At 60.1% G+C, this 17708-nt stretch carries 26 protein-coding genes; all 26 read left to right on the forward strand.

The features are described from left to right. Positions 1-454, forward strand: a 454-nt coding sequence (locus tag ACKTTN_RS14305) for a hypothetical protein (protein ID WP_407910581.1), incomplete at its 5' end; no start/stop codon positions are given. A 72-nt stretch (positions 455-526) separates the two neighbouring features. Beyond that, positions 527-931: a hypothetical protein gene (locus ACKTTN_RS14310; RefSeq protein ID WP_407910582.1), complete on the forward strand. Its 405-nt coding sequence runs from the start codon at positions 527-529 to the stop codon at positions 929-931. Positions 932-1034: 103 nt separating this feature from the next. After that, positions 1035-1307 carry a hypothetical protein gene (locus tag ACKTTN_RS14315; protein WP_407910583.1) on the forward strand — a complete coding sequence of 91 codons (273 nt, stop codon included), beginning with the start codon at positions 1035-1037 and terminating at the stop codon, positions 1305-1307. Positions 1308-1740: 433 nt separating this feature from the next. Further along, positions 1741-1995, forward strand: coding sequence for a hypothetical protein (locus ACKTTN_RS14320; RefSeq protein WP_407910584.1), 255 nt, complete (start codon positions 1741-1743; stop codon positions 1993-1995). 78 nt (positions 1996-2073) lie between these two features. Next, positions 2074-2454, forward strand: a complete 381-nt coding sequence (locus ACKTTN_RS14815; RefSeq protein ID WP_456237287.1) for a GFA family protein — start codon at positions 2074-2076, stop codon at positions 2452-2454. 122 nt (positions 2455-2576) lie between these two features. Then, positions 2577-2900: a hypothetical protein gene (locus ACKTTN_RS14325; RefSeq protein ID WP_407910585.1), complete on the forward strand. Its 324-nt coding sequence runs from the start codon at positions 2577-2579 to the stop codon at positions 2898-2900. 75 nt (positions 2901-2975) lie between these two features. Then, positions 2976-3278, forward strand: coding sequence for a hypothetical protein (locus ACKTTN_RS14330; protein ID WP_407910586.1), 303 nt, complete (start codon positions 2976-2978; stop codon positions 3276-3278). A gap of 61 nt (positions 3279-3339) precedes the next feature. After that, positions 3340-3942, forward strand: a complete 603-nt coding sequence (locus ACKTTN_RS14335; protein ID WP_407910587.1) for a hypothetical protein — start codon at positions 3340-3342, stop codon at positions 3940-3942. A gap of 554 nt (positions 3943-4496) precedes the next feature. Further along, entirely contained in the window at positions 4497-5318 is an 822-nt protein-coding gene (locus ACKTTN_RS14340) for an abortive infection family protein (RefSeq protein ID WP_407910588.1), read from the forward strand. A gap of 536 nt (positions 5319-5854) precedes the next feature. Then, positions 5855-6382, forward strand: coding sequence for a hypothetical protein (locus tag ACKTTN_RS14345; protein ID WP_407910589.1), 528 nt, complete (start codon positions 5855-5857; stop codon positions 6380-6382). Between the two features lie 24 nt (positions 6383-6406). Continuing rightward, entirely contained in the window at positions 6407-6634 is a 228-nt protein-coding gene (locus ACKTTN_RS14350) for a hypothetical protein (protein ID WP_407910590.1), read from the forward strand. Positions 6635-6710: 76 nt separating this feature from the next. After that, on the forward strand, positions 6711-7091 hold the full coding sequence (locus ACKTTN_RS14355) for a hypothetical protein (RefSeq protein WP_407910591.1): 381 nt from the start codon (positions 6711-6713) through the stop codon (positions 7089-7091). A 68-nt stretch (positions 7092-7159) separates the two neighbouring features. After that, complete coding sequence (locus ACKTTN_RS14360; RefSeq protein WP_407910592.1) at positions 7160-7576, forward strand: hypothetical protein; 417 nt, start codon at positions 7160-7162, stop codon at positions 7574-7576. A gap of 17 nt (positions 7577-7593) precedes the next feature. Continuing rightward, on the forward strand, positions 7594-8385 hold the full coding sequence (locus ACKTTN_RS14365; protein WP_407910593.1) for a hypothetical protein: 792 nt from the start codon (positions 7594-7596) through the stop codon (positions 8383-8385). Between the two features lie 452 nt (positions 8386-8837). After that, positions 8838-9212 carry a hypothetical protein gene (locus tag ACKTTN_RS14370; RefSeq protein WP_407910594.1) on the forward strand — a complete coding sequence of 125 codons (375 nt, stop codon included), beginning with the start codon at positions 8838-8840 and terminating at the stop codon, positions 9210-9212. A 74-nt stretch (positions 9213-9286) separates the two neighbouring features. Then, positions 9287-9772 carry a hypothetical protein gene (locus ACKTTN_RS14375; protein WP_407910595.1) on the forward strand — a complete coding sequence of 162 codons (486 nt, stop codon included), beginning with the start codon at positions 9287-9289 and terminating at the stop codon, positions 9770-9772. 738 nt (positions 9773-10510) lie between these two features. After that, a complete protein-coding gene (locus ACKTTN_RS14380) occupies positions 10511-10897 on the forward strand; it encodes a hypothetical protein (RefSeq protein WP_407910596.1) in 387 nt (128 codons plus the stop codon). Between the two features lie 466 nt (positions 10898-11363). Next, positions 11364-11774, forward strand: a complete 411-nt coding sequence (locus ACKTTN_RS14385) for a hypothetical protein (protein WP_407910597.1) — start codon at positions 11364-11366, stop codon at positions 11772-11774. A 40-nt stretch (positions 11775-11814) separates the two neighbouring features. Beyond that, positions 11815-12315: a hypothetical protein gene (locus ACKTTN_RS14390; protein WP_407910598.1), complete on the forward strand. Its 501-nt coding sequence runs from the start codon at positions 11815-11817 to the stop codon at positions 12313-12315. Between the two features lie 64 nt (positions 12316-12379). Continuing rightward, on the forward strand, positions 12380-12754 hold the full coding sequence (locus tag ACKTTN_RS14395) for a hypothetical protein (protein WP_407910599.1): 375 nt from the start codon (positions 12380-12382) through the stop codon (positions 12752-12754). A gap of 52 nt (positions 12755-12806) precedes the next feature. After that, entirely contained in the window at positions 12807-13238 is a 432-nt protein-coding gene (locus ACKTTN_RS14400) for a DUF4259 domain-containing protein (RefSeq protein ID WP_407910600.1), read from the forward strand. Positions 13239-13682: 444 nt separating this feature from the next. Then, the gene (locus ACKTTN_RS14405) at positions 13683-14150 is read left to right on the forward strand and encodes a GNAT family N-acetyltransferase (RefSeq protein WP_407910601.1); all 468 of its coding nucleotides are present in this window, start codon (positions 13683-13685) and stop codon (positions 14148-14150) included. Positions 14151-14187: 37 nt separating this feature from the next. Next, entirely contained in the window at positions 14188-14589 is a 402-nt protein-coding gene (locus tag ACKTTN_RS14410; RefSeq protein WP_407910602.1) for a hypothetical protein, read from the forward strand. Between the two features lie 18 nt (positions 14590-14607). Beyond that, positions 14608-14946 (forward strand): hypothetical protein, encoded by a 339-nt coding sequence (locus ACKTTN_RS14415; RefSeq protein ID WP_407910603.1) that lies wholly within the window; start codon positions 14608-14610, stop codon positions 14944-14946. 818 nt (positions 14947-15764) lie between these two features. After that, the gene (locus ACKTTN_RS14420) at positions 15765-16484 is read left to right on the forward strand and encodes a DUF3800 domain-containing protein (RefSeq protein WP_407910604.1); all 720 of its coding nucleotides are present in this window, start codon (positions 15765-15767) and stop codon (positions 16482-16484) included. A 782-nt stretch (positions 16485-17266) separates the two neighbouring features. Next, positions 17267-17638: a transglycosylase domain-containing protein gene (locus tag ACKTTN_RS14425; protein ID WP_407910605.1), complete on the forward strand. Its 372-nt coding sequence runs from the start codon at positions 17267-17269 to the stop codon at positions 17636-17638. Positions 17639-17708 lie beyond the last annotated feature (70 nt).

The raw sequence follows: 17708 nt of genomic DNA on the forward strand, positions 1-17708 counted from the left end.
CTTAACTCAGGTGTTAGCGCCCATGAAACGCATTCTCGCCGCCGCCCTCATGTTCGTCTCTGCTGCCGCATATGCGGAGCGTGATACGCAAAGCGTCGATTTCACAGAATTGGTTGGCGCGTCGAAACTTGTCTCTTGCTCGCCGGATGGAACCTGCACGTTCTGGGTGCGGCTCCCGGAGAACATGAAGGTTGCTTGGCTGGTGTCGTCTGCGAACTCTAGGGATGGGCTGTGGGTTCCGTTGAATGTGGCCACGTTTACACCCGACGAAATCGCCGCACTTGTCCGCCCTGGCCCAACACGCGAATACGTCGGTGAATCGCTTCATGGGGTTCGCTTTCAGGCGTCTTCAAAACTCTGCAAGGAACTGGAACTCTGGGTTAAAAGCGACTCAGACAGCAGCGTTGAGTTCATCCAAGGTCCGCTCAGCGCGTGGACTCGCACTGGGCGCTAACAATTCGTCCAAGCCGACGCCGCTTCGCGGCGCGGCTTAACTCAGGTGTTAGGCCCCGCAATGAGAGCTGCGATGAGCGTGTGGTCCCTATTGCTGACTGCTGCAGTCGCCGCCGCCGCGCAGCCGTCTGCCGGTCGCTATGTCGCGGTTACTGAGACCGAATACGAACTGGAACTCGTACTAGGCTCAACCGGCAAGGCTGAGCTAAAGAGCCACGAGTGGGAGCCCGGCGAATACGCATCCGGTCCTCGTTCCAGCCTCCAGGGTCGCTGGTCCAATCACAACGGAACGGTGAGGGTCACGTTCGCGTCCGGCGAAGTCGCCTCCTTCCGTCTCGAGCGGTGCCTCTCCCATTCCGAGTTCGGCGGCAAAGGCTGTTCGCCAGGGCTTAAGCTCATGAAAACCAACGTGCCGGCCTTTTGGGGGCTTCAGCGATTCGGGCTCTGGCGCTCCGACCAGCTTCGGTCCGAGGCCTAACAATTCGTCCAAGCCGACGCCGCTTCGCGGCGCGGCTTAACTCAGGTGTTAGGCGGCCATGGCAGTTCGTCGGAGTGTGCGAAGTCGATTCAAGGCAGGCTACGTGCCCTTCACGGCCGGCGCGCTCGTTCTTCTTTTTTCTTGGCCGTACATCATCAATGGCCGCGGCAGTCTGCCCGGCGCCGGTTTCGTGCTCGCAATCTGGGCCCTGTCCGTTGCACTGGCTCAGCTCTCCATCCTGCTCGTCCCGCATTCCGACCCGAAAGACTTTCGTGCGATGTGTTGGGTACTCACCGCGGCGAGCCTTATTCTCGGCCCATTCGGTGTCATTCTTCTCGTCGTTGTCGCAGGCGTGCTGGCATTGCGGGCCGGCTAACAATTCGTCCAAGCCGACGCCGCTTCGCGGCGTGGCTTAACTCAGGTGTTAGGCCTCGTGACCAAGTCTTCCGCAAACGCCGTCTTGGTAATCGCAGTTGCCGCGCCGGTCGTGATATTTGCCCTGCTGGCCGGTGCGGGTCTGCGTCATCTCGCTGCCGCGCTTGTCGCAGTCATTCTCGGATGGTCGCTGAGCATTTCCTGGGCGCGCACCGCAAGCTCGGCCGCCTCGTCAGGCGATAAAGTCGAGCTCGCTCAAACTGTAAGGGTCGCGGTTCGATTCGGTTGGATTTGCCCCGCAGTCTTGGTTGGTCTTACTTGGGCGGCGTGGCATTTTGCGGTCACGTGGCACGGATGAGGCCTAACAATTCGTCCAAGCCGACGCCGCTTCGCGGCGCGGCTTAACTCAGGTGTTAGGCCCCACAGGAGACTTCATGACGGTCGAAAAACTCGAGGCTTGGCGAGCCACGCGACAAAAGGGCCGTCTTCGCTATGTATTGGTGAACGGACTGCTCGCGTACGGCGTGCCGATGTTCGTCGTTATGACGTTCTTCGCCCACCGCGCAGATTTGAGTAAGAGCTTTATCGCCATCTCTGCGGTGGCATGGAGCATCGGCGGGCTTCTTTCCGGCGCGTGCACTTGGTGGTTGCATGAACGCAACTACCAGAAGCACACCGGTGGGGCCTAACAATTCGTCCAAGCCGACGCCGCTTCGCGGCGCGGCTTAACTCAGGTGTTAGGCGGCACAGGAAGGGAGACGCGTCACGTGAGCAACGAACAGCCTCTTTCGCTGACTGGTTCTTGCCACTGTGGAGCTGTACGCCTCAGCCTTCCGTCGGCGCCAGAAACCGCCACGAGTTGCAATTGCTCCTTGTGCAGGCGCACGGGAGGCATCTGGGCCTATTACGAGCTCGGCACCGTCTCTATCCAGGGTCATCCGGAGAATACGGAGAGCTACGTATGGGGTGATCGCAGCCTGAGCAATTTCCGCTGCAAGAACTGCGGCATCGCCACCCATTGGGAACCTATCGAACCCACGCCCGGCGCTCGCCACGGGGTGAACCTTCGCAACTTTGAACCGGCGCTGCTAGTGTCAGTCACTGTCCGGCGATTCGATGGCGCCGATACGTGGAAATTCCTGGATTGAACCCGTGTAGCTTCCCGCGGCTGGCGCTCGCAATATCGCAGGTGCCGCCTAACAATTCGTCCAAGCCGACGCCGCTTCGCGGCGCGGCTTAACTCAGGTGTTAGGACTCATAGGAGATTACGGTGGAACTTGTAGGTCACATTCTCGTTTTTCTTTTTTGCATGGGTATAGCGAAAGCTATCAACAAGATGCGCGGAGGCTTTGTAATTAATGGTGCTGCGGTCTACCTGCTGCTGGCCGCTGCCTTTATCACTTGGGCTGGCTACCTTGCCTCTCAGTCCAACCTCCCTCCAGGTCCGAGGGGCTATGTATTTGGTCACACCATCGGCCCTGCGCTCATTGTGGGTGCGGCTGCGCTCTACTACTTCTTCAAGTTCCGGTCGGAAAAGGCGCATCACATTCATGTTCAGAAGCTGCGCCAGACGAGATCACAAGCTGAGTCCTAACAATTCGTCCAAGCCGACGCCGCTTCGCGGCGCGGCTTAACTCAGGTGTTAGGCAGCTAGAGGGAGATCATCGCAGTGGCATCAACGGCAACAACCGTCTTCGTCGTGGCTATCGCGCAAGCGACGATCACACCACTTCTGCTCTCCCTGACCAAGCAGGAGTACGCCTTGAAGGAAGTGGTGCTGTTTGCCGTGATCTCGGGGCTCATGTATACGGTGCCCACAATTGGCGGCACCCTTTCTTACGGTGCAATGCTTGGTCTGCTCTACTGGCGGCTTAGGCCAGACAACATCGCGATCGATTTGCTGTTCCCCGTTGGTGCAGCCCGCCTTCTGTGCATTCCTGTGTTGATGGTCCTCAACAGGCACGCTGCCTAACAATTCGTCCAAGCCGACACCGCTTCGTTCCGGCAAACATAGGGCAGAAAAAGCTTGCCCTATGTTTACCTCCACTACGCGGCGCGGCTTAACTCAGGTGTTAGAGGGCGCTGCCGGGATGTCGCTACTGAGACTCACAAAGCTTGATGCCGCCAAGGCTCAGCTAGACGCCGCAATCGAGCTCTTCTTTACGTCGGATAATCCGGTCGCAGTTCACACGCTTTGTGCTGCCGCGTACAACGTGCTGCGTGATCTCGCAAAGCGGGATGGCTTGGAGTTTCCCTTTATCAAAACCGGCTTCATGAAGTCACTCACACCAACCGAGCGATCGGCGGTGCACAACTTCATCCACGCGGCGGAAAACTTCTTCAAACACGCGGACCGGGACCCGTCAGAAACATTGGAGTTAAACCCGGAGCTGACAGAGCTGCTGCTGTTAGACGCTTGCTCCTACTTCAAGCAGGTTTCGGCACCCTCGCCCCGCAACCTAGACGCACTAAAGGTCTGGTCTGGTAGCCTGCGTCAAGACATCGAGCCGGAAAGCGCTGTCGGTCGTTTTACCGTGGCTACAGTTGCCGCACTTAAATCGGCGGGCAAGCCGCAGTTCTGGCAGTGGTACAACGAGCTCTTGGAACATAGGCGTGCTGAGCGGAGCGCCCTCTAACAATTCGTCCAAGCCGACGCCGCTTCGCGGCGCGGCTTAACTCAGGTGTTAGGCCTCCATGCAACAGCACCTCTACTCAGCCCCAAAAGCAGACCTCTCCGACCCCGCTCGCTCGCAGGACGGCAGTCGTCCGCTCTCAATCAAACTTGCGGGTGCCCTGATAGCGCTCTACGCCGCCGTCGGCTTCGCGAAGGCTTCCGCCGTCGGTCCCGGCTTACACGGGTGGCTCCTCTGGGTGGCCATCGGCTTCGTCATCTTCTTTTCGTCCATAGCGGCGTCTGCCGTTATGTTCCGTCTCCGCTGGGCGCGATGGCTGCTTGGCGCGCTTACTGCACTCAACGTCTGCGCCGCACCAGCAGCTGTCTTCCACACCAGCGCACCACTGATCCGCCTAGCCTTGGCGGCCCAAGCCGTTCTCGGCCTTGGCGTTCTCCTACTCATCTTTCTGCCGGCGTCACTGCGTTGGTACAGGCCTAACAATTCGTCCAAGCCGACGCCGCTTCGCGGCGCGGCTTAACTCAGGTGTTAGGCGTCATCCGAATATGCCCGCAGACTTGATAAGCAAGAAGACACGACTCGAACTCCGCGAGTACTTCGTGGGAACGTCGCTGCGCGAGATCGAATCCGAGTTTGATGCGGCAGATATAGAGGTAGATCTCAACTACGAACCCGCCGTTGGCGGTCAACGCCGAACGTTGGTCGAGCAGTACTACCACACGATTGACTGGACCAAATGGTCAGATGTTCGGAAGTTTGTAACTGTCTACGAGAGCGTACTGAACACGGTTGAGGAGTTCGAACAGCAAGGCCAGGAATGGGCCGTCAAAACGTTTCGCTCACTCAAGAAATGGATCGAACGAGATGGCTTCGCCTTCCAAGGCGGGCGCCTCACCGCTAGCGCGACAAATCACGGGTTGGAGCAGATCACAGATGCTGTCAGGGAACTTGATCTGCCAGAACTGCACCGCCAGATCCTACGAATGCAGGCGGCTTTCGAGAGCGATCCGGCCCTAGCAATCGGCACAGCAAAGGAGCTGGTCGAGTCAACGTGCAAGACAATTCTTGAGGCTCGCCAACTTCACTACGCAGAAGATGCAGACATAGGGCAATTGGTCAAAGAGACCCGGAAGGCGTTGGGCCTTATTCCAGAGTCAGTACCGAACGCGGCAAAGGGCTCGGAGTCTATCCGTCGCCTTCTCAGCAACCTCGGCAATGTTGCCCAAGGCCTTGGAGAGCTGCGGAACCTCTACGGCACCGGACATGGTAAAGGTGGCGGCGTTCGCGGGCTTGGTCCCAGACATGCGAGGTTGGCGGTGGGCGCGGCAGCCACGCTAGCCACCTTTCTCCTAGAGACGCACTTGGAGCGCAGCATATGACGCCTAACAATTCGTCCAAGCCGACGCCGCTTCGCGGCGCGGCTTAACTCAGGTGTTAGGCGGCGGTCCGGCAATGATGCGACTAAAGGTTCTCATCGCCCTGTTTCTCTTCGCACTCGCGGGATGTTTTGACAGCGATCCAGCGCACACCGAATATTTCCCCGAAGCCGACGGCGACAGGCCAGACATATTTAAGCTCGGCGTCATGCAAGTGTGCGAGAGACGTGAGGATGCTCTTGACGGCGCTGTACGCTTTGCGCGCCGGTACAACATGACGCGAGAGCGCATCTCGCGTCCCGCGGAACATATTGTCGCGGTCTATACATCAGGCCTTCCAATGCGAGCGCACCTCATGGTGGAGCACATCTACGAAAGGCGCTACGGTGTCAGCGTTTCCACGTTTGGCGGCTTCCCAACAGATATTGTGCTCGCGGCACGAAGCTTTGACTTCTGCGGCGCCCCGGGGTCGCCGCCTAACAATTCGTCCAAGCCGACGCCGCTTCGCGGCGCGGCTTAACTCAGGTGTTAGGGGGCTTATGTTGCATCGATTGATACCTGCGGTGTTGGGGCTACTAGCTTTCACATGTAGTGCGGCGCCGTACAAGCAGATTCTCGTCGGGTACAACGGCCCGCAGGAATCAAACACGACGTACTTTTCGGATCCGGACGCCGTCAAAACATCATGGCTGTCCCTGGCCTTGACCGCAGAACAGTTGAATAGCCTGCTCACACGCGTCGATTTCGCGACCCATGTCCTCGCCGTTAGCGCCGTCGGCGAGCGCGAGGCAGTGACGGACGTATCGCTGGAAAGCGTCATGTGGGATGAAACGTCTATTTCGGTCAACGTTTTCGTAGGCGTCGCAGGAAGTCAATGTTCTGGCCCCAGACCTAGGTCGTTCCCGTTTGTGGTCGCGATCATTGAGCGTCCTGAGCGCTTCGATGGTCTTAGCAACTTCTTTCACCAGAACTACCCCGCCGAGTGCGGTCCAATGCATGAGAGCGAGTCTTCGGGCGCGCCCCCTAACAATTCGTCCAAGCCGACGCCGCTTCGCGGCGCGGCTTAACTCAGGTGTTAGGGGGCAGTCCGAGTGAAGCAGCAACTCCAAGCGCTAGGTTCGGCCATCGGCATGTACGTGCTGAGCCTTCTGCCATTTGGCCTCGGCTACTTCTTTATAGCCATTAGTCTGTTCTCGGGGCATGGAGCAACTCAAGACTGGTACGACCTGGTTGGCTACGCTTGGCTAGCACTCGCGCTCGTCATTCCAATCTGGGTCGCCGTGGCCAGCTATCGCAGGGTCATGCGTGAGCAGTCGTAATGCCCCAGCTGCCCCCTAACAATTCGTCCAAGCCGACGCCGCTTCGCGGCGCGGCTTAACTCAGGTGTTAGGGGCCATGAGGAAGATCGTCGCAGCCGCAATCATTCTTACCGTCATTTCGGGCTGCGACACGTTCCGCGATTACCGAATGCAGCGCTCGCTAGCCGTATCTCGTGCTGCTTCTTTGGCCAAAATCGATCCAGAAGAGTGCCGCCGCAAGAACGGCACCATCCGCCAGGTGGGCATGTTTGGTACGCCTTCGTGTGTCGTGCCGCTCCCCGATGCTGGCAAGGTGTGCCGGTCAAACTCAGAATGCGCGGGCTTCTGTTTCGCTCCCACAGGGGTCGTGGTTGGCCAGGCGGCTACCGGCACCTGCCAGATCGATAAGGCCGCTATGTTTGGCTGCCGCGATCAAGTGGAGAATGGAGTCGTGGTCGGGGGCATGTGCGTTGACTAGCTTGGCCCCTAACAATTCGTCCAAGCCGACGCCGCTTCGCGGCGCGGCTTAACTCAGGTGTTAGGCCCGTGCACATAGATCTGTGGCACTTCGAGGACTTCAAAGGCGCGAACACGCTGGTTCTGTCGGGGCCTCCTGCGTACATTGCGGCGCTGGCCGAAGCTCTTGAAGCATTCGCTGCCTCAGACGCACTCGGGCTGGCACTGGAAGATTGCCTGCCGGTCGTTGGTTTTGGCCAACTTTGGGTGCTTAAGGAACCGCAGCAGGTCACCGGCCAGTTCCGGTGGCTTGTCCCGGCCGAAGAGCTGCCCTCGGTCGCTGCTGCCGTACGCGCTATTGCGGCCTCTGCGCCCGCGCACCAATATTTTTCGCTCGTCGAGCCGGAAACTAACCTGCTCGTAACGTCGGGCGAGTACCCAGCCGAGGTCTTCGGGCACGTGCCTAACAATTCGTCCAAGCCGACGCCGCTTCGCGGCGCGGCTTAACTCAGGTGTTAGCCGCCATGGTCAAGTCCGCAGCGCTCGCAATAGCTTTTTGGATAGCTCTGACTTCCCCGGCGCAAGCTGGCGTTCCCACTCACGGGCTTTGTACGCCGGACGATGCGTCGTCCGATCCCAACGGAAAGTGGGAAAATATCCTGTTGTGCGTGTTCGACGCACTCCCATGGCAAGGCGATACGAGGGATCGAGCCGGAATCGAGCGACTCAATATCCTTCTTGAAGCGAATAGAGCCGCCATCGGTGATGGCCTCTACTTCTACTGGAAGGGGCAACTCGCGCTCTTGGCAGATAACAAGCCGGGGCACGACGTCTACCTGGAAAAGGCAGCAGCGCTGCAGCAGCCAGCCGCGCTATTCGAAGAGTTCAAGCTCACGGGCGATCGTCGTTTCCTCATTAAGGCCGCTGCGGCTGGAAGCTACGATGCGGCAGAGACGTTAGCGTTCGAGGAAAAAGATCCCCGCAAGGTAGCGAGGCAGCTTGAGAACCTAGCGCTGCGCGGCTATGTGCAGGGGATTGAGGGCCTTGATACCCGTCTTGAGTATCTTCCGGTTGAACGCAGAGACTTCTGGAGACTCGTCTTTGCGCTCGTAGGCACTGGTGAGTACAAAGGTGCCTACCCGGGCCCTAGTGCAGATTGGAGCAGCATTTGCAGAATCGCTGCTCTCCATCCTAAGCCGCTTGAACGCCAACGCCCCCTCAAAGGGCTCGAGCATGCTGAATTCGATGCGGCAATGCTCTACCTCGAGCGTTGTGTTGCACCTAGCGGGCAGCCTCAAGTCCCAGATGGCGGCTAACAATTCGTCCAAGCCGACGCCGCTTCGCGGCGCGGCTTAACTCAGGTGTTAGGCCTCAGCCAATGTCTACGGTTACCGTCTACATTGATCTCCCGCTGTTCGCCCCGCCCGGCGAAACATTTGCGCTAGCTACGGGTGAAGTGGCCGTATCGTTCGTGCCAACGCACCTCGATACGTTTCCGTGGCCAGCGGAGTGGGCGCAAGCTCACCCAACGTACGTCCTGCCGGACCACGGCGCCGTGCTCGGCGCTCGCCCTTGGAAAGGCTCAGGAAGTGCTGAAATGCACGTGAGTCTTTGCGGATTTGTTTTTGAGAGCCAAGAGGAAGCCGTTGAATGCGCCACGTTTCTCCAATCACTAGGCTTGCAACTTCATGATCTTCGCTCTGAGGCCTAACAATTCGTCCAAGCCGACGCCGCTTCGCGGCGCGGCTTAACTCAGGTGTTAGCGCTCATGAACAATCCGTATCGCTCCCCCGAAACCTTTCCGGCCGAGACGGCACCCTCGCCGTCTCTCGGGTTTGTCTTCGTCGGAATCGTACTGTCTGCATTTCCTGCCGTGGTGTCGTCACTTGTCGTCGGGCACTTTCGCGACGCACTCGCGGCGTTCGGGGCGGATCTTCCGGCTCTAACCAAACTCCTTTTCGCGTACCACAGCTGGTTATGGCTGGTGCCCGCCGCCGTCGCAGCAATCGCGTTTCGCGGCCCGCCTCTCCGCCGTGCACGCGGAGCGCTCATCTTGGGCGTCATCAGCCTGTTCGTCCTCGTGCCGGCTTGCGTCATTGCGCTTTACCTGCCCATCTTTAAGCTCGGCGCCGTTGTAGGCTGAGCACTAACAATTTGTCCAAGCCGACGCCGCTTCCGCGGCGCGGCTTAACTCAGGTGTTAGGGCGCACACAAAGTATGCCGATCCTCAACCAAGACCTCGAAGAAATCCGGCCGCAATGGCAGGCCCGACTAGCTGATGGCTTGAGTCCGTCAACGCGCGCCAAACGGGCGCTGCTGCTAGTCGCCAGCACCATCTCGCTTGTGGTCGTGATCCTCGGGGTGTTTCCTACCAAGATTGATACGCTTGGCGTCACTCTCGAGGGGCACCACAAGAACGACATCCTCATACTTCTGCTCGCCGTGAACGGCTATGCGCTCGTGGGCTTCACCATTTACGCGTGGGCTGACTATCACGTCCACCTTAGAATCAACAAGAACGCACGCACTGGCTACATCACATCGTTCACGCGGGGCCAAGCGTCGCTGCTCGAATCGCTGAACTACCTTCTGCGGCTTCTCTTTGATTTCTTTGTTCCACCGCTGTACGGGATCTACGCTATCCACCGGCTCGTCGCGTTTCTCGGGCCGCACTTTCTCGGGGCTGCCGCGGGTGCGCCCTAACAATTCGTCCAAGCCGACGCCGCTTCGCGGCGCGGCTTAACTCAGGTGTTAGCGCTCACACCGGGAAGCAAACTCGCTTCTTGATTTGCTCCTGGCGACTCGCGGTTTTTCGTCGCACGCTTCCGGGCCGCATCACGGACACTCTGGCTCCCCGCCGGGCGCGTGCCTGCTCTGCTGCTCTCAATCAATTGCTCCGCCCGGCTCGGACGCACCTCTAGCTCTCGAGGAACACGATCCGCGTTGCCCGGCTCACCGCAGCAATCCGCATCGGCTCTCGTGGCACACTTCGGCGCGTGAGGTCGGCAAGTCAGTAGATCGGCGTGTGATCTCTAACAATTCGTTCAACCCGACGCCGCTTCGCGGCGCGGGTCAACTCAGGTGTTAGGCCACGCACTGCGGTTCCAGGCGGCGGGCAATATCTCTACAAAGCCGGTTGCGTCGCGCTCTACGTCCTCGGCTTTCGTGGCACAGCTCCATGTCGCGTTTCCGCAAGCGTCGTCTAGGTCGCACCTGCTCGCTCTGCCGCGTCGCTCGCGGCCAGTTCGGCGTCCAAACTTTGCGCTCGCGGCGTTCACCTTCGGAGCTGCGCTGGCCGCAGCATCCCTATCCCAAGCCGTCGTACTATCGCGGCTGGCAGTTGGGTTTCGCTCGCCTAGTTCTCGAACTCGGGGCGTGGCCTAACAATTCGTCCAAGCCGACGCCGCTTCGCGGCGCGGCTTAACTCAGGTGTTAGCGCTCATGTCGAAGCATCTCTCACGCCTGCTATTAGCCCTCTTCTTGCTGGCGCCAGCGGTGATTGCCCAGACCTTGCCCACTAACAAGCTTGTAGGTACGTTGCCACCGCCGAAACTGAGCTTTTGGCAGCGCCAAATGTATTCTGCACAGCTGACCCGTAACGCTAACGGCGACGGCTATGTCATGGAACTCGATCCCACCTCCCCGACAGACATCTCCAATTGGGCCATGAAGCGCTCGCGCGACAACTTCCAGAGAATCGCGGATTCTGTATGCGCGCCCGGCAAAGCCCAGCTACTCAGCCCGGTCACATGGGACGTCTTCATTGCAGATCGCGGCGATGACGGCCTTGACCACATTACCGGCGAGTTTAGGTGCGGTGAGCGCTAACAGATCGTCCAAGCCGACGCCGCTACGCGGCGCGGCTTAACTCAGGTGTTAGGGGTCACATGGAAACAATTGAGCAACCGTATGAGACACCGTTGCCATTCCGCGGTTGGTTTTGGCTATCGGTTGGCCTGGGCGTCTATCGCATTGCCGATTGGGCATACGGCGGCAGGCAGGACACATCGGCGCTGCTTTCGGGAATCGGGTTCTTGCTACTCGCGCCTGGTATTCGCCTCGGCGGCGTGTCTAGAGAGCACCTTCAAGCCCATCCGCGGCGGCGGCTTTGGCTTGCGTGTAGCTGGATCGGCGCTGCTCTCGTGGTCGGCGCCTTGCTGCTCCGCTACCTGTGACCCCTAACAATTCGTCCAAGCCGACACCGCTTCGTTCCGGCAAACATAGGGCAGGAAAAGCTTGCCCTATGTTTACCTCCACTACGCGGCGCGGCTTAACTCAGGTGTTAGGCCCCTAAATGCAGAAGCTCGCGCCGGCGATTTTTCTCTTAGCCCTAGTCGCGCTCCCCGCTCACGCCACCATTCCGGATCGTGGCTGCAAGCATCCAGTGCGTATTGTTCATTGGGAACAGCCTCAATTCCCCGAGGCTTGGCACGGCAAAGCGCTGGCCGCAGTAATTGTCTTCGGCAGTCTTGATGCCGGTGGTGTACTCAGCCGTGCAGAGGCAGTCGGGCTGGAGCTCGTCGGCGGCTCGTCAGTTATCGATGCGCCTGATGAATTCACACCTCTAGTTAGCGCGGTCTCGGGCCGCTGGCGGTTCGGGCCACAATCAGGCCGCTGCCTGCTCAGACTCAGGGTGCCAATTGCTTCGCCCGGTACGGGGCCTAACAATTCGTCCAAGCCGACGCCGCTTCGCGGCGCGGCTTAACTCAGGTGTTAGGCGTTACATCAAACACTAAGGGGAAGTGATGCAAAAGGCAGTGTTCGCGATCGGATTGGCTCTTCTAGCAGGCTGTGCCACGCACTACGCACCACCCGCGTCGGGCGAGACGGCCACTGTTACGTTCTCGGCGTCGGGGATTCCCTTGGGGGCTTGGGTACTCGTGCAGAATTTCGCCTCGGAAAGTTGCGAGGCCAGCCCGAATGGCACGCGTCTCGCAACATTCACCACCACGGCGGTTCAAGGCAAAGGCGACCCGCACTCCGGGGTCAGCCGCACCATGCGAGCTGGCAATCCGGCGGTCGTTACTTTTGCGTATCAGGCTGGCGCTATCGGAATCACCGACGCCGAGACCTGCACCCTGACCGAAAGTTTCGTCCCCCAGTCGGGTGCGAACTATCGAGTAGCCTTTAGTCAGAACGGCTCAATGTGCCGGGTTGCCGTCCTGCGCGATGTTGCAGGCAAGTACGAGCCCGTAACCACTGCCAAGCAGGTCAAGCCGGCGTGCGTTAACCAGGTCAATGGGTAACGCCTAACAATTCGTCCAAGCCGACGCCGCTTCGCGGCGCGGCTTAACTCAGGTGTTAGCGCTCATGAACAATCCGTATCGCTCCCCCGAAACCTTTCCGGCCGCGACGGCACCCGCGCCCTCTCTCGGGCTTGTCTTCGTCGGAATCGTACTGTCTGCATTTCCTGCCGTGGTGTCGTCACTTGTCGTCGGGCATTTTCGCGACGCACTCGCGGCGTTCGGGGCTGATCTTCCGGCTCTAACCAAACTTCTTTTCGAGCACCACAACTTGTTATGGGTGGTGCCCGCCGCCGTCGCAGCAATCGCGTTTCGTGGCCCGCCTCTCCGCCGTGCACGCTGGGCGCTCATCTTGGGCGTCATCAGCCTGTTCGTCCTCGTGCCGGCTTGCGTCATTGCGCTTTACCTGCCCATCTTTAAGCTCGGCGCCGTTGTAGGCTGAGCGCTAACAATTCGTCCAAGCCGACGCCGCTTCGCGGCGCGGCTTAACTCAGGTGTTAGGCCTGCTGGGAGAGATCATGGGTTGCTGGGCAGTAGATTCGTTCGGGAATGACACCGCAGCAGACTGGTTGGCGGAGTTCTTGGAGCGGAAAAACTTCGGCTTGGTCAGAGAAGCGATCGGAGAGGTTGTGGCCGCTGAGGGCTACATGGATGCGCCTTACGGAACTGAAGGCCTAGCCGCAATCGAAGTTCTCGCCGCCGCCCTCGGTCGTCCAACCGCCTCCGCCCAGGCACAGGAAGAGCTGATGGCATGGGTTTCGGCCGCAAAACCGGCGGTTGATCCGGATTTGGTGCAGTGGGCGCTGAAAGCTCTGGATCGCATCTCGGGCACCGAGTCAGAGCTGCGAGATCTGTGGGAAGAAACAGAAGATTTCGCGGAGTGGCAAGAAGATGTGGCAAGCCTCCGTTCCCGGCTACAGGCCTAACAATTCGTCCAAGCCGACGCCGCTTCGCGGCGCGGCTTAACTCAGGTGTTCGCCTGCAGCATCTCGTTCTGGTGGTTGGGTGACATGCACGCTGCTCTACCGTCTGCTGCCTCGGCTGTTTTCGCAGCAGCTTCGGAAATATCACGCTGCGCCTCGCTGCATCTGGCGGAAGAAACGCGCTTGTAGTTTCTGGCGGCATCTCGCCGCGCATCGCGACTGCCGGCCTTCGGTCCTGCTTCGGCCGCATCCAGCGGGGCGCTTCTTGTTGGGTCCGGCGGCAATTTCGCGCTTGGTGTATCCGGCGGCATCCCGCAGCGCCCTTGCCTGTTCCTCGCCTTCGGTCGCACGGTGCTTTGCGGTAGGCTCGCGTCGAACTAGTCGTTCAACCCGACGCCGCTTCGCGGCGCGGGTCAACTCCGGTGTTAGGCGCCTATGGAAAGTAGCTTGCAGCCGATTGTTCGACCCGCCCGCGCTGAAGATTCGGGCGCACTGTCGGAGCTGTTCGGCCAGCTCGGCTTTCCGTGCTCCCCCGAAGAGCTTGTGGAGCGCTTGGGGCTATTCGCGAATCTCGCACTTGTCGTAGCGCTCGAAGGCTCCGTGCGCGGCGTCATCACCCTTAACGTCATGCCCGTCCTGCATCGGCCAGCTCCGGTGGGTCGTATCTCCGCCCTCGTGGTGGCAGCGAACCATCGCGGCCTCGGGCTAGGCCGTCTCCTGGTTGCGGCGGCGGAGTCGGAGCTGGCGCTGCGCGGTTGCGGTCTGGTCGAAGTCACCAGTAACGTGCAGCTCGAGCAAGCTCACGCGTTCTACAAGGCGGCCGGCTACGAGCTGACCAGCTACCGGTTCAAGAAAGAGCTTGGTGCGGCGCCTAACAATTCGTCCAAGCCGACGCCGCTTCGCGGCGCGGCTTAACTCAGGTGTTAGGCCCCGCAATGGAGAACTTCGCGTCGTGAAGAGGCCACCGACACTTATCGCCGCGGTTTTGCTGCTTGCCGCAACTCACATCTACGGCATCACCGAGCTCGCCCAGGTCATTAGCACCGGCAACCTAGGCGTCGCGCCGATGCTGCCTTCTGCCGTCGCTGCGGTTGTCTATCTCGCCTTGCTCGGCCTCGTGGTCATGGTGTGGCTAGGTCGAGACTGGGCGCGCTTCATCTGCGCGGTGGCGGGCTTCCTTGCTGTGCTTACAAATGCTCCACACCTGGCGTCATTCGACGGCTCTGCCGTCATGTGGTTCTTCGCAAAGGCCGCCGCGGTCGCTCTGCTCTACGTACCGCCAACAAATCGGTGGTTCCGCTGGTCGGGGCCTAACAATTCGTCCAAGCCGACGCCGCTTCGCGGCGCGGCTTAACTCAGGTGTTAGGCCCCTATGCCAGAGCTTACGCACACGGAGTACGTCCAGTCCGTCCGCCGCGAGGCCGCAGAACTTGCTGCCCGCGTGTTGGCCGGAGAAGCGTGCATTCTTGAGTCCTCGCACCGCATGTACGGGCTGCTAGGCCGCGCCGAGCTACCCGAAACGGACCCGGTGGTCGAAACGTTCCGCCTGGTCTCCTCCGACATCGATCGCTTGCCGGTTGGCTCCGTGCGGCAGCACTGGGCTCCGGAGGCGCTTGCCGAGCTGGAGCCTGCGTTAGCATCGGCAAAAGAATGGGCGCTGCCCATGGTCCGGGAAGCGTGCGCAGATGTGGTGCAACGGTTCGGGGCCTAACAATTCGTCCAAGCCGACGCCGCTTCGCGGCGCGGCTTAACTCAGGTGTTAGCGCTCACACTGGGCAGCAAGATCGCCTCTTGAATTGCTCCCGGCGCCGCGTCACTTTTCGTCGTCGCCTGCTTGTCCGCACCACGGAAACACTGGCTCCCCGCCCGGCGCGATCCGGCGCAGCGTCGTCTGCTTCATCGCGCCGCCCGTCTCGGACCCATCATGAGCTCTCGGAGAGCGCACCTCGCATCGCTGGGCTTGCGGCAGGAACTCGCGTCCGGCTCTCGTGGCACACTTCGGCGTGCGAGATGGGCAAGCCGGTAACTCGGCGTGTGATCTCTAACAATTCGTCCAAGCCGACGCCGCTTCGCGGCGCGGCTTAACTCAGGTGTTAGCCCCCATGACGCGAGCAATGCTGGCAGCCGCACTATTAGTCACAGGTTGCGCGTCGCAGCAGCCATTGCGGTTCGGCGATGACCTGGAAGCTCAATTCGGGCGAGAGGTGTCGGTTACAGGCGTCTTGTTGGTCTTGGACCGCTCTGCAGATCTCTGCCCTCCCGGAGTCACAGAAGACGTCGAAGGTTGCATCGGGCTCGTCGGCGGCAGCATCGCAAACCCGAGCATGGCTCCGCTCCATGCCAAGTGCGCCACGGTAAGAGGCACTCTCGCGCCCCCACTGGCGACCCGCGAAGAGCGAGGCATCGGTCTCCGCGCCAGGATGCAAGTGGCAAGCGTGGTTCCCTGCCATGGGGGCTAACAATTCGTCCAAGCCGACGCCGCTTCGCGGCGCGGCTTAACTCAGGTGTTAGCCCCTAGAGGCCGCATTCGTGCTCATCACGTATTTCGATGAAGTCAAGCACGCGGAGAAGCAGCCGTACTACTGGCTTGGCGGCATCACGGCGTCTGCTGAGGCCATCTGGAGTCTTGAAGATCAGGTTTCGTCCCTCTCAACGGAGGTCTTCGGTACTCCCAACCTCACCCGAGAGACGGAGTTTCACGCGGCAGACCTGTTCCACCGAAAGCGGAACTTCAAGAGCTGGGCGGACATCTCTAAGCGCCTAGAAGTCTTAAAGCGCCTGCTCGCCATCCTCGGCTCGGCCTCGGTAGGAAAAATCTATGTTCGGATCCAGCCGTCAAAGATGGTGGCCTCTGACATAGAACAGAAGGCCTTCACGTTCTTCACAGAGCGCGTCGAGCTGCACCTCCGGGCCGCGAAATCTCCCGGCATCCTCATAGGTGATCGAGAGAACGATCAGGTCTCGGGTACGTTCTCGGAAATCCTGTCTCGCTATCGGTCTTCCGGCACGCCCTATGCGTATGGCACGAAGCTCACACACCTAATCGATACGGTTCACTTCACAGATTCGCACCACAGCCGGATGCTCCAGCTCGCAGACCTATACGTGTGGTCGCTGCAGTTTTGCGCTGGCGATAACACTGCATATCCTCGCTCGGAGCTCGCGGATTTCATCCGCAATGCCACTGATATCCTAAGTCCCAGCCGCTACAAGATCTGGCCAACTGAGCACTCGTGGATCCAGGTCTAGGGGCTAACAATTCGTCCAAGCCGACGCCGCTTCGCGGCGCGGCTTAACTCAGGTGTTAGAGCCCGCTAGCAGTCATGTCGGATCTCAAAGAAGAGTGTGCCCGCCTGACATCTCTCGCGTCGCGCGGTGAGAACCCAAAGGCGCGTAAAGAACTGGAGTCGGCGCTCGCATCTAAGTGGGAAGGCGTACAGATCACTGGTGCACGAGCGCTGGTGCGCTGGGGCGACGACCGATCTCTAGAGCTTGTCAAAGCGCTCGTAGGCCGTCTTTCTAATGAGAGCCGCCGGACTTCCACGCTTTGGACTCTTTCACGTGTCCTAGGCCCGCACTTACATTCAGCAGATGCTGCTTGGGTCGTTGAGCTCTACCTGCACCGCTCCAATCGGCACGTCCGTGTCGCTCTCAAGAGCCTGTTCATAAGCCTTCCGAAAGAAGACATCCGCGCTGCAGTGGAGCGATTGGTGGCCGGTGCTGGTGTAGACCCACGCCAGGCAAGTGAATTGCTACGTGAAATAGGATTTGGGGTATATGAGAGCGGGCTCTAACAATTCGTCCAAGCCGACGCCGCTTCGCGGCGCGGCTTAACTCAGGTGTTAGGGCTCATGATGAGATTGCTTAGGCGCTTGCTGGCCCTCATCAGTCTTCTCGCCATTGCCGCTATCACGTCGGTTGCGATCTACGACGTTGCTGTAATTCGGCCAGCTGCGGCAAATGCGAGATCGCTCCTCGCAGCTGCTCCGCCCGAAGATCGCGATCCGCCATCTCTGATCCGCGATCTCGTTATGGCCGCACACAGGCGGGGCGAACCCTATCAGGAGCGCGCTGCTCGCCTAGTGTGCTGGCGCCTCACCGCGCACCATGCAAGGCCTGCGTCTCGTCTCCTTCGCGAGCTCCTCTGGGCAAAGTTGCTTCCGCGCCACCTCACCTCTGCTGAGCAGCTGGGTCTGTATGTCGCCCTGTCGTACAACGGGCATCGGTACGGCCTAAGCGAGCTGGCTCAGATTCGCTACGGAAAGCGACTCGATCAGCTCTCCGTCGCCCAGGCTGCTGAGGCGGTCGCGGTGCTTTGGGCGCCGGCCTACCTGGCGGCGCACCCGGACAGGCTAGCGAGCCGTCGTGACAAGCTGCTGGCTGCGGTGCAGCGTGAGCCCTAACAATTCGTCCAAGCCGACGCCGCTTCGCGGCGCGGCTTAACTCAGGTGTTCGCCTGCAGCATTTCGTTCT

Source organism: Lysobacter claricitrinus, from assembly GCF_045866565.1.
In the GTDB taxonomy this organism is placed as follows: domain Bacteria; phylum Pseudomonadota; class Gammaproteobacteria; order Xanthomonadales; family Xanthomonadaceae; genus Cognatilysobacter; species Cognatilysobacter claricitrinus.

What these genes read in the sequence shown, in the direction of transcription:
- ACKTTN_RS14335 (WP_407910587.1), top strand. Translation starts at nt 3,340, where the DNA reads ATGTTTACCTCCACTACGCGGCGCGGCTTAACTCAGGTGTTAGAGGGC.
- ACKTTN_RS14425 (WP_407910605.1), top strand. Translation starts at nt 17,267, where the DNA reads ATGGCCGCACACAGGCGGGGCGAACCCTATCAGGAGCGCGCTGCTCGC.
- ACKTTN_RS14385 (WP_407910597.1), top strand. Translation starts at nt 11,364, where the DNA reads ATGCAGAAGCTCGCGCCGGCGATTTTTCTCTTAGCCCTAGTCGCGCTC.
- ACKTTN_RS14375 (WP_407910595.1), top strand. Translation starts at nt 9,287, where the DNA reads ATGCCGATCCTCAACCAAGACCTCGAAGAAATCCGGCCGCAATGGCAG.
- ACKTTN_RS14415 (WP_407910603.1), top strand. Translation starts at nt 14,608, where the DNA reads ATGCCAGAGCTTACGCACACGGAGTACGTCCAGTCCGTCCGCCGCGAG.
- ACKTTN_RS14370 (WP_407910594.1), top strand. Translation starts at nt 8,838, where the DNA reads ATGAACAATCCGTATCGCTCCCCCGAAACCTTTCCGGCCGAGACGGCA.
- ACKTTN_RS14395 (WP_407910599.1), top strand. Translation starts at nt 12,380, where the DNA reads ATGAACAATCCGTATCGCTCCCCCGAAACCTTTCCGGCCGCGACGGCA.
- ACKTTN_RS14345 (WP_407910589.1), top strand. Translation starts at nt 5,855, where the DNA reads ATGTTGCATCGATTGATACCTGCGGTGTTGGGGCTACTAGCTTTCACA.
- ACKTTN_RS14365 (WP_407910593.1), top strand. Translation starts at nt 7,594, where the DNA reads ATGGTCAAGTCCGCAGCGCTCGCAATAGCTTTTTGGATAGCTCTGACT.
- ACKTTN_RS14320 (WP_407910584.1), top strand. Translation starts at nt 1,741, where the DNA reads ATGACGGTCGAAAAACTCGAGGCTTGGCGAGCCACGCGACAAAAGGGC.
- ACKTTN_RS14355 (WP_407910591.1), top strand. Translation starts at nt 6,711, where the DNA reads ATGAGGAAGATCGTCGCAGCCGCAATCATTCTTACCGTCATTTCGGGC.
- ACKTTN_RS14380 (WP_407910596.1), top strand. Translation starts at nt 10,511, where the DNA reads ATGTCGAAGCATCTCTCACGCCTGCTATTAGCCCTCTTCTTGCTGGCG.
- ACKTTN_RS14310 (WP_407910582.1), top strand. Translation starts at nt 527, where the DNA reads ATGAGCGTGTGGTCCCTATTGCTGACTGCTGCAGTCGCCGCCGCCGCG.
- ACKTTN_RS14390 (WP_407910598.1), top strand. Translation starts at nt 11,815, where the DNA reads ATGCAAAAGGCAGTGTTCGCGATCGGATTGGCTCTTCTAGCAGGCTGT.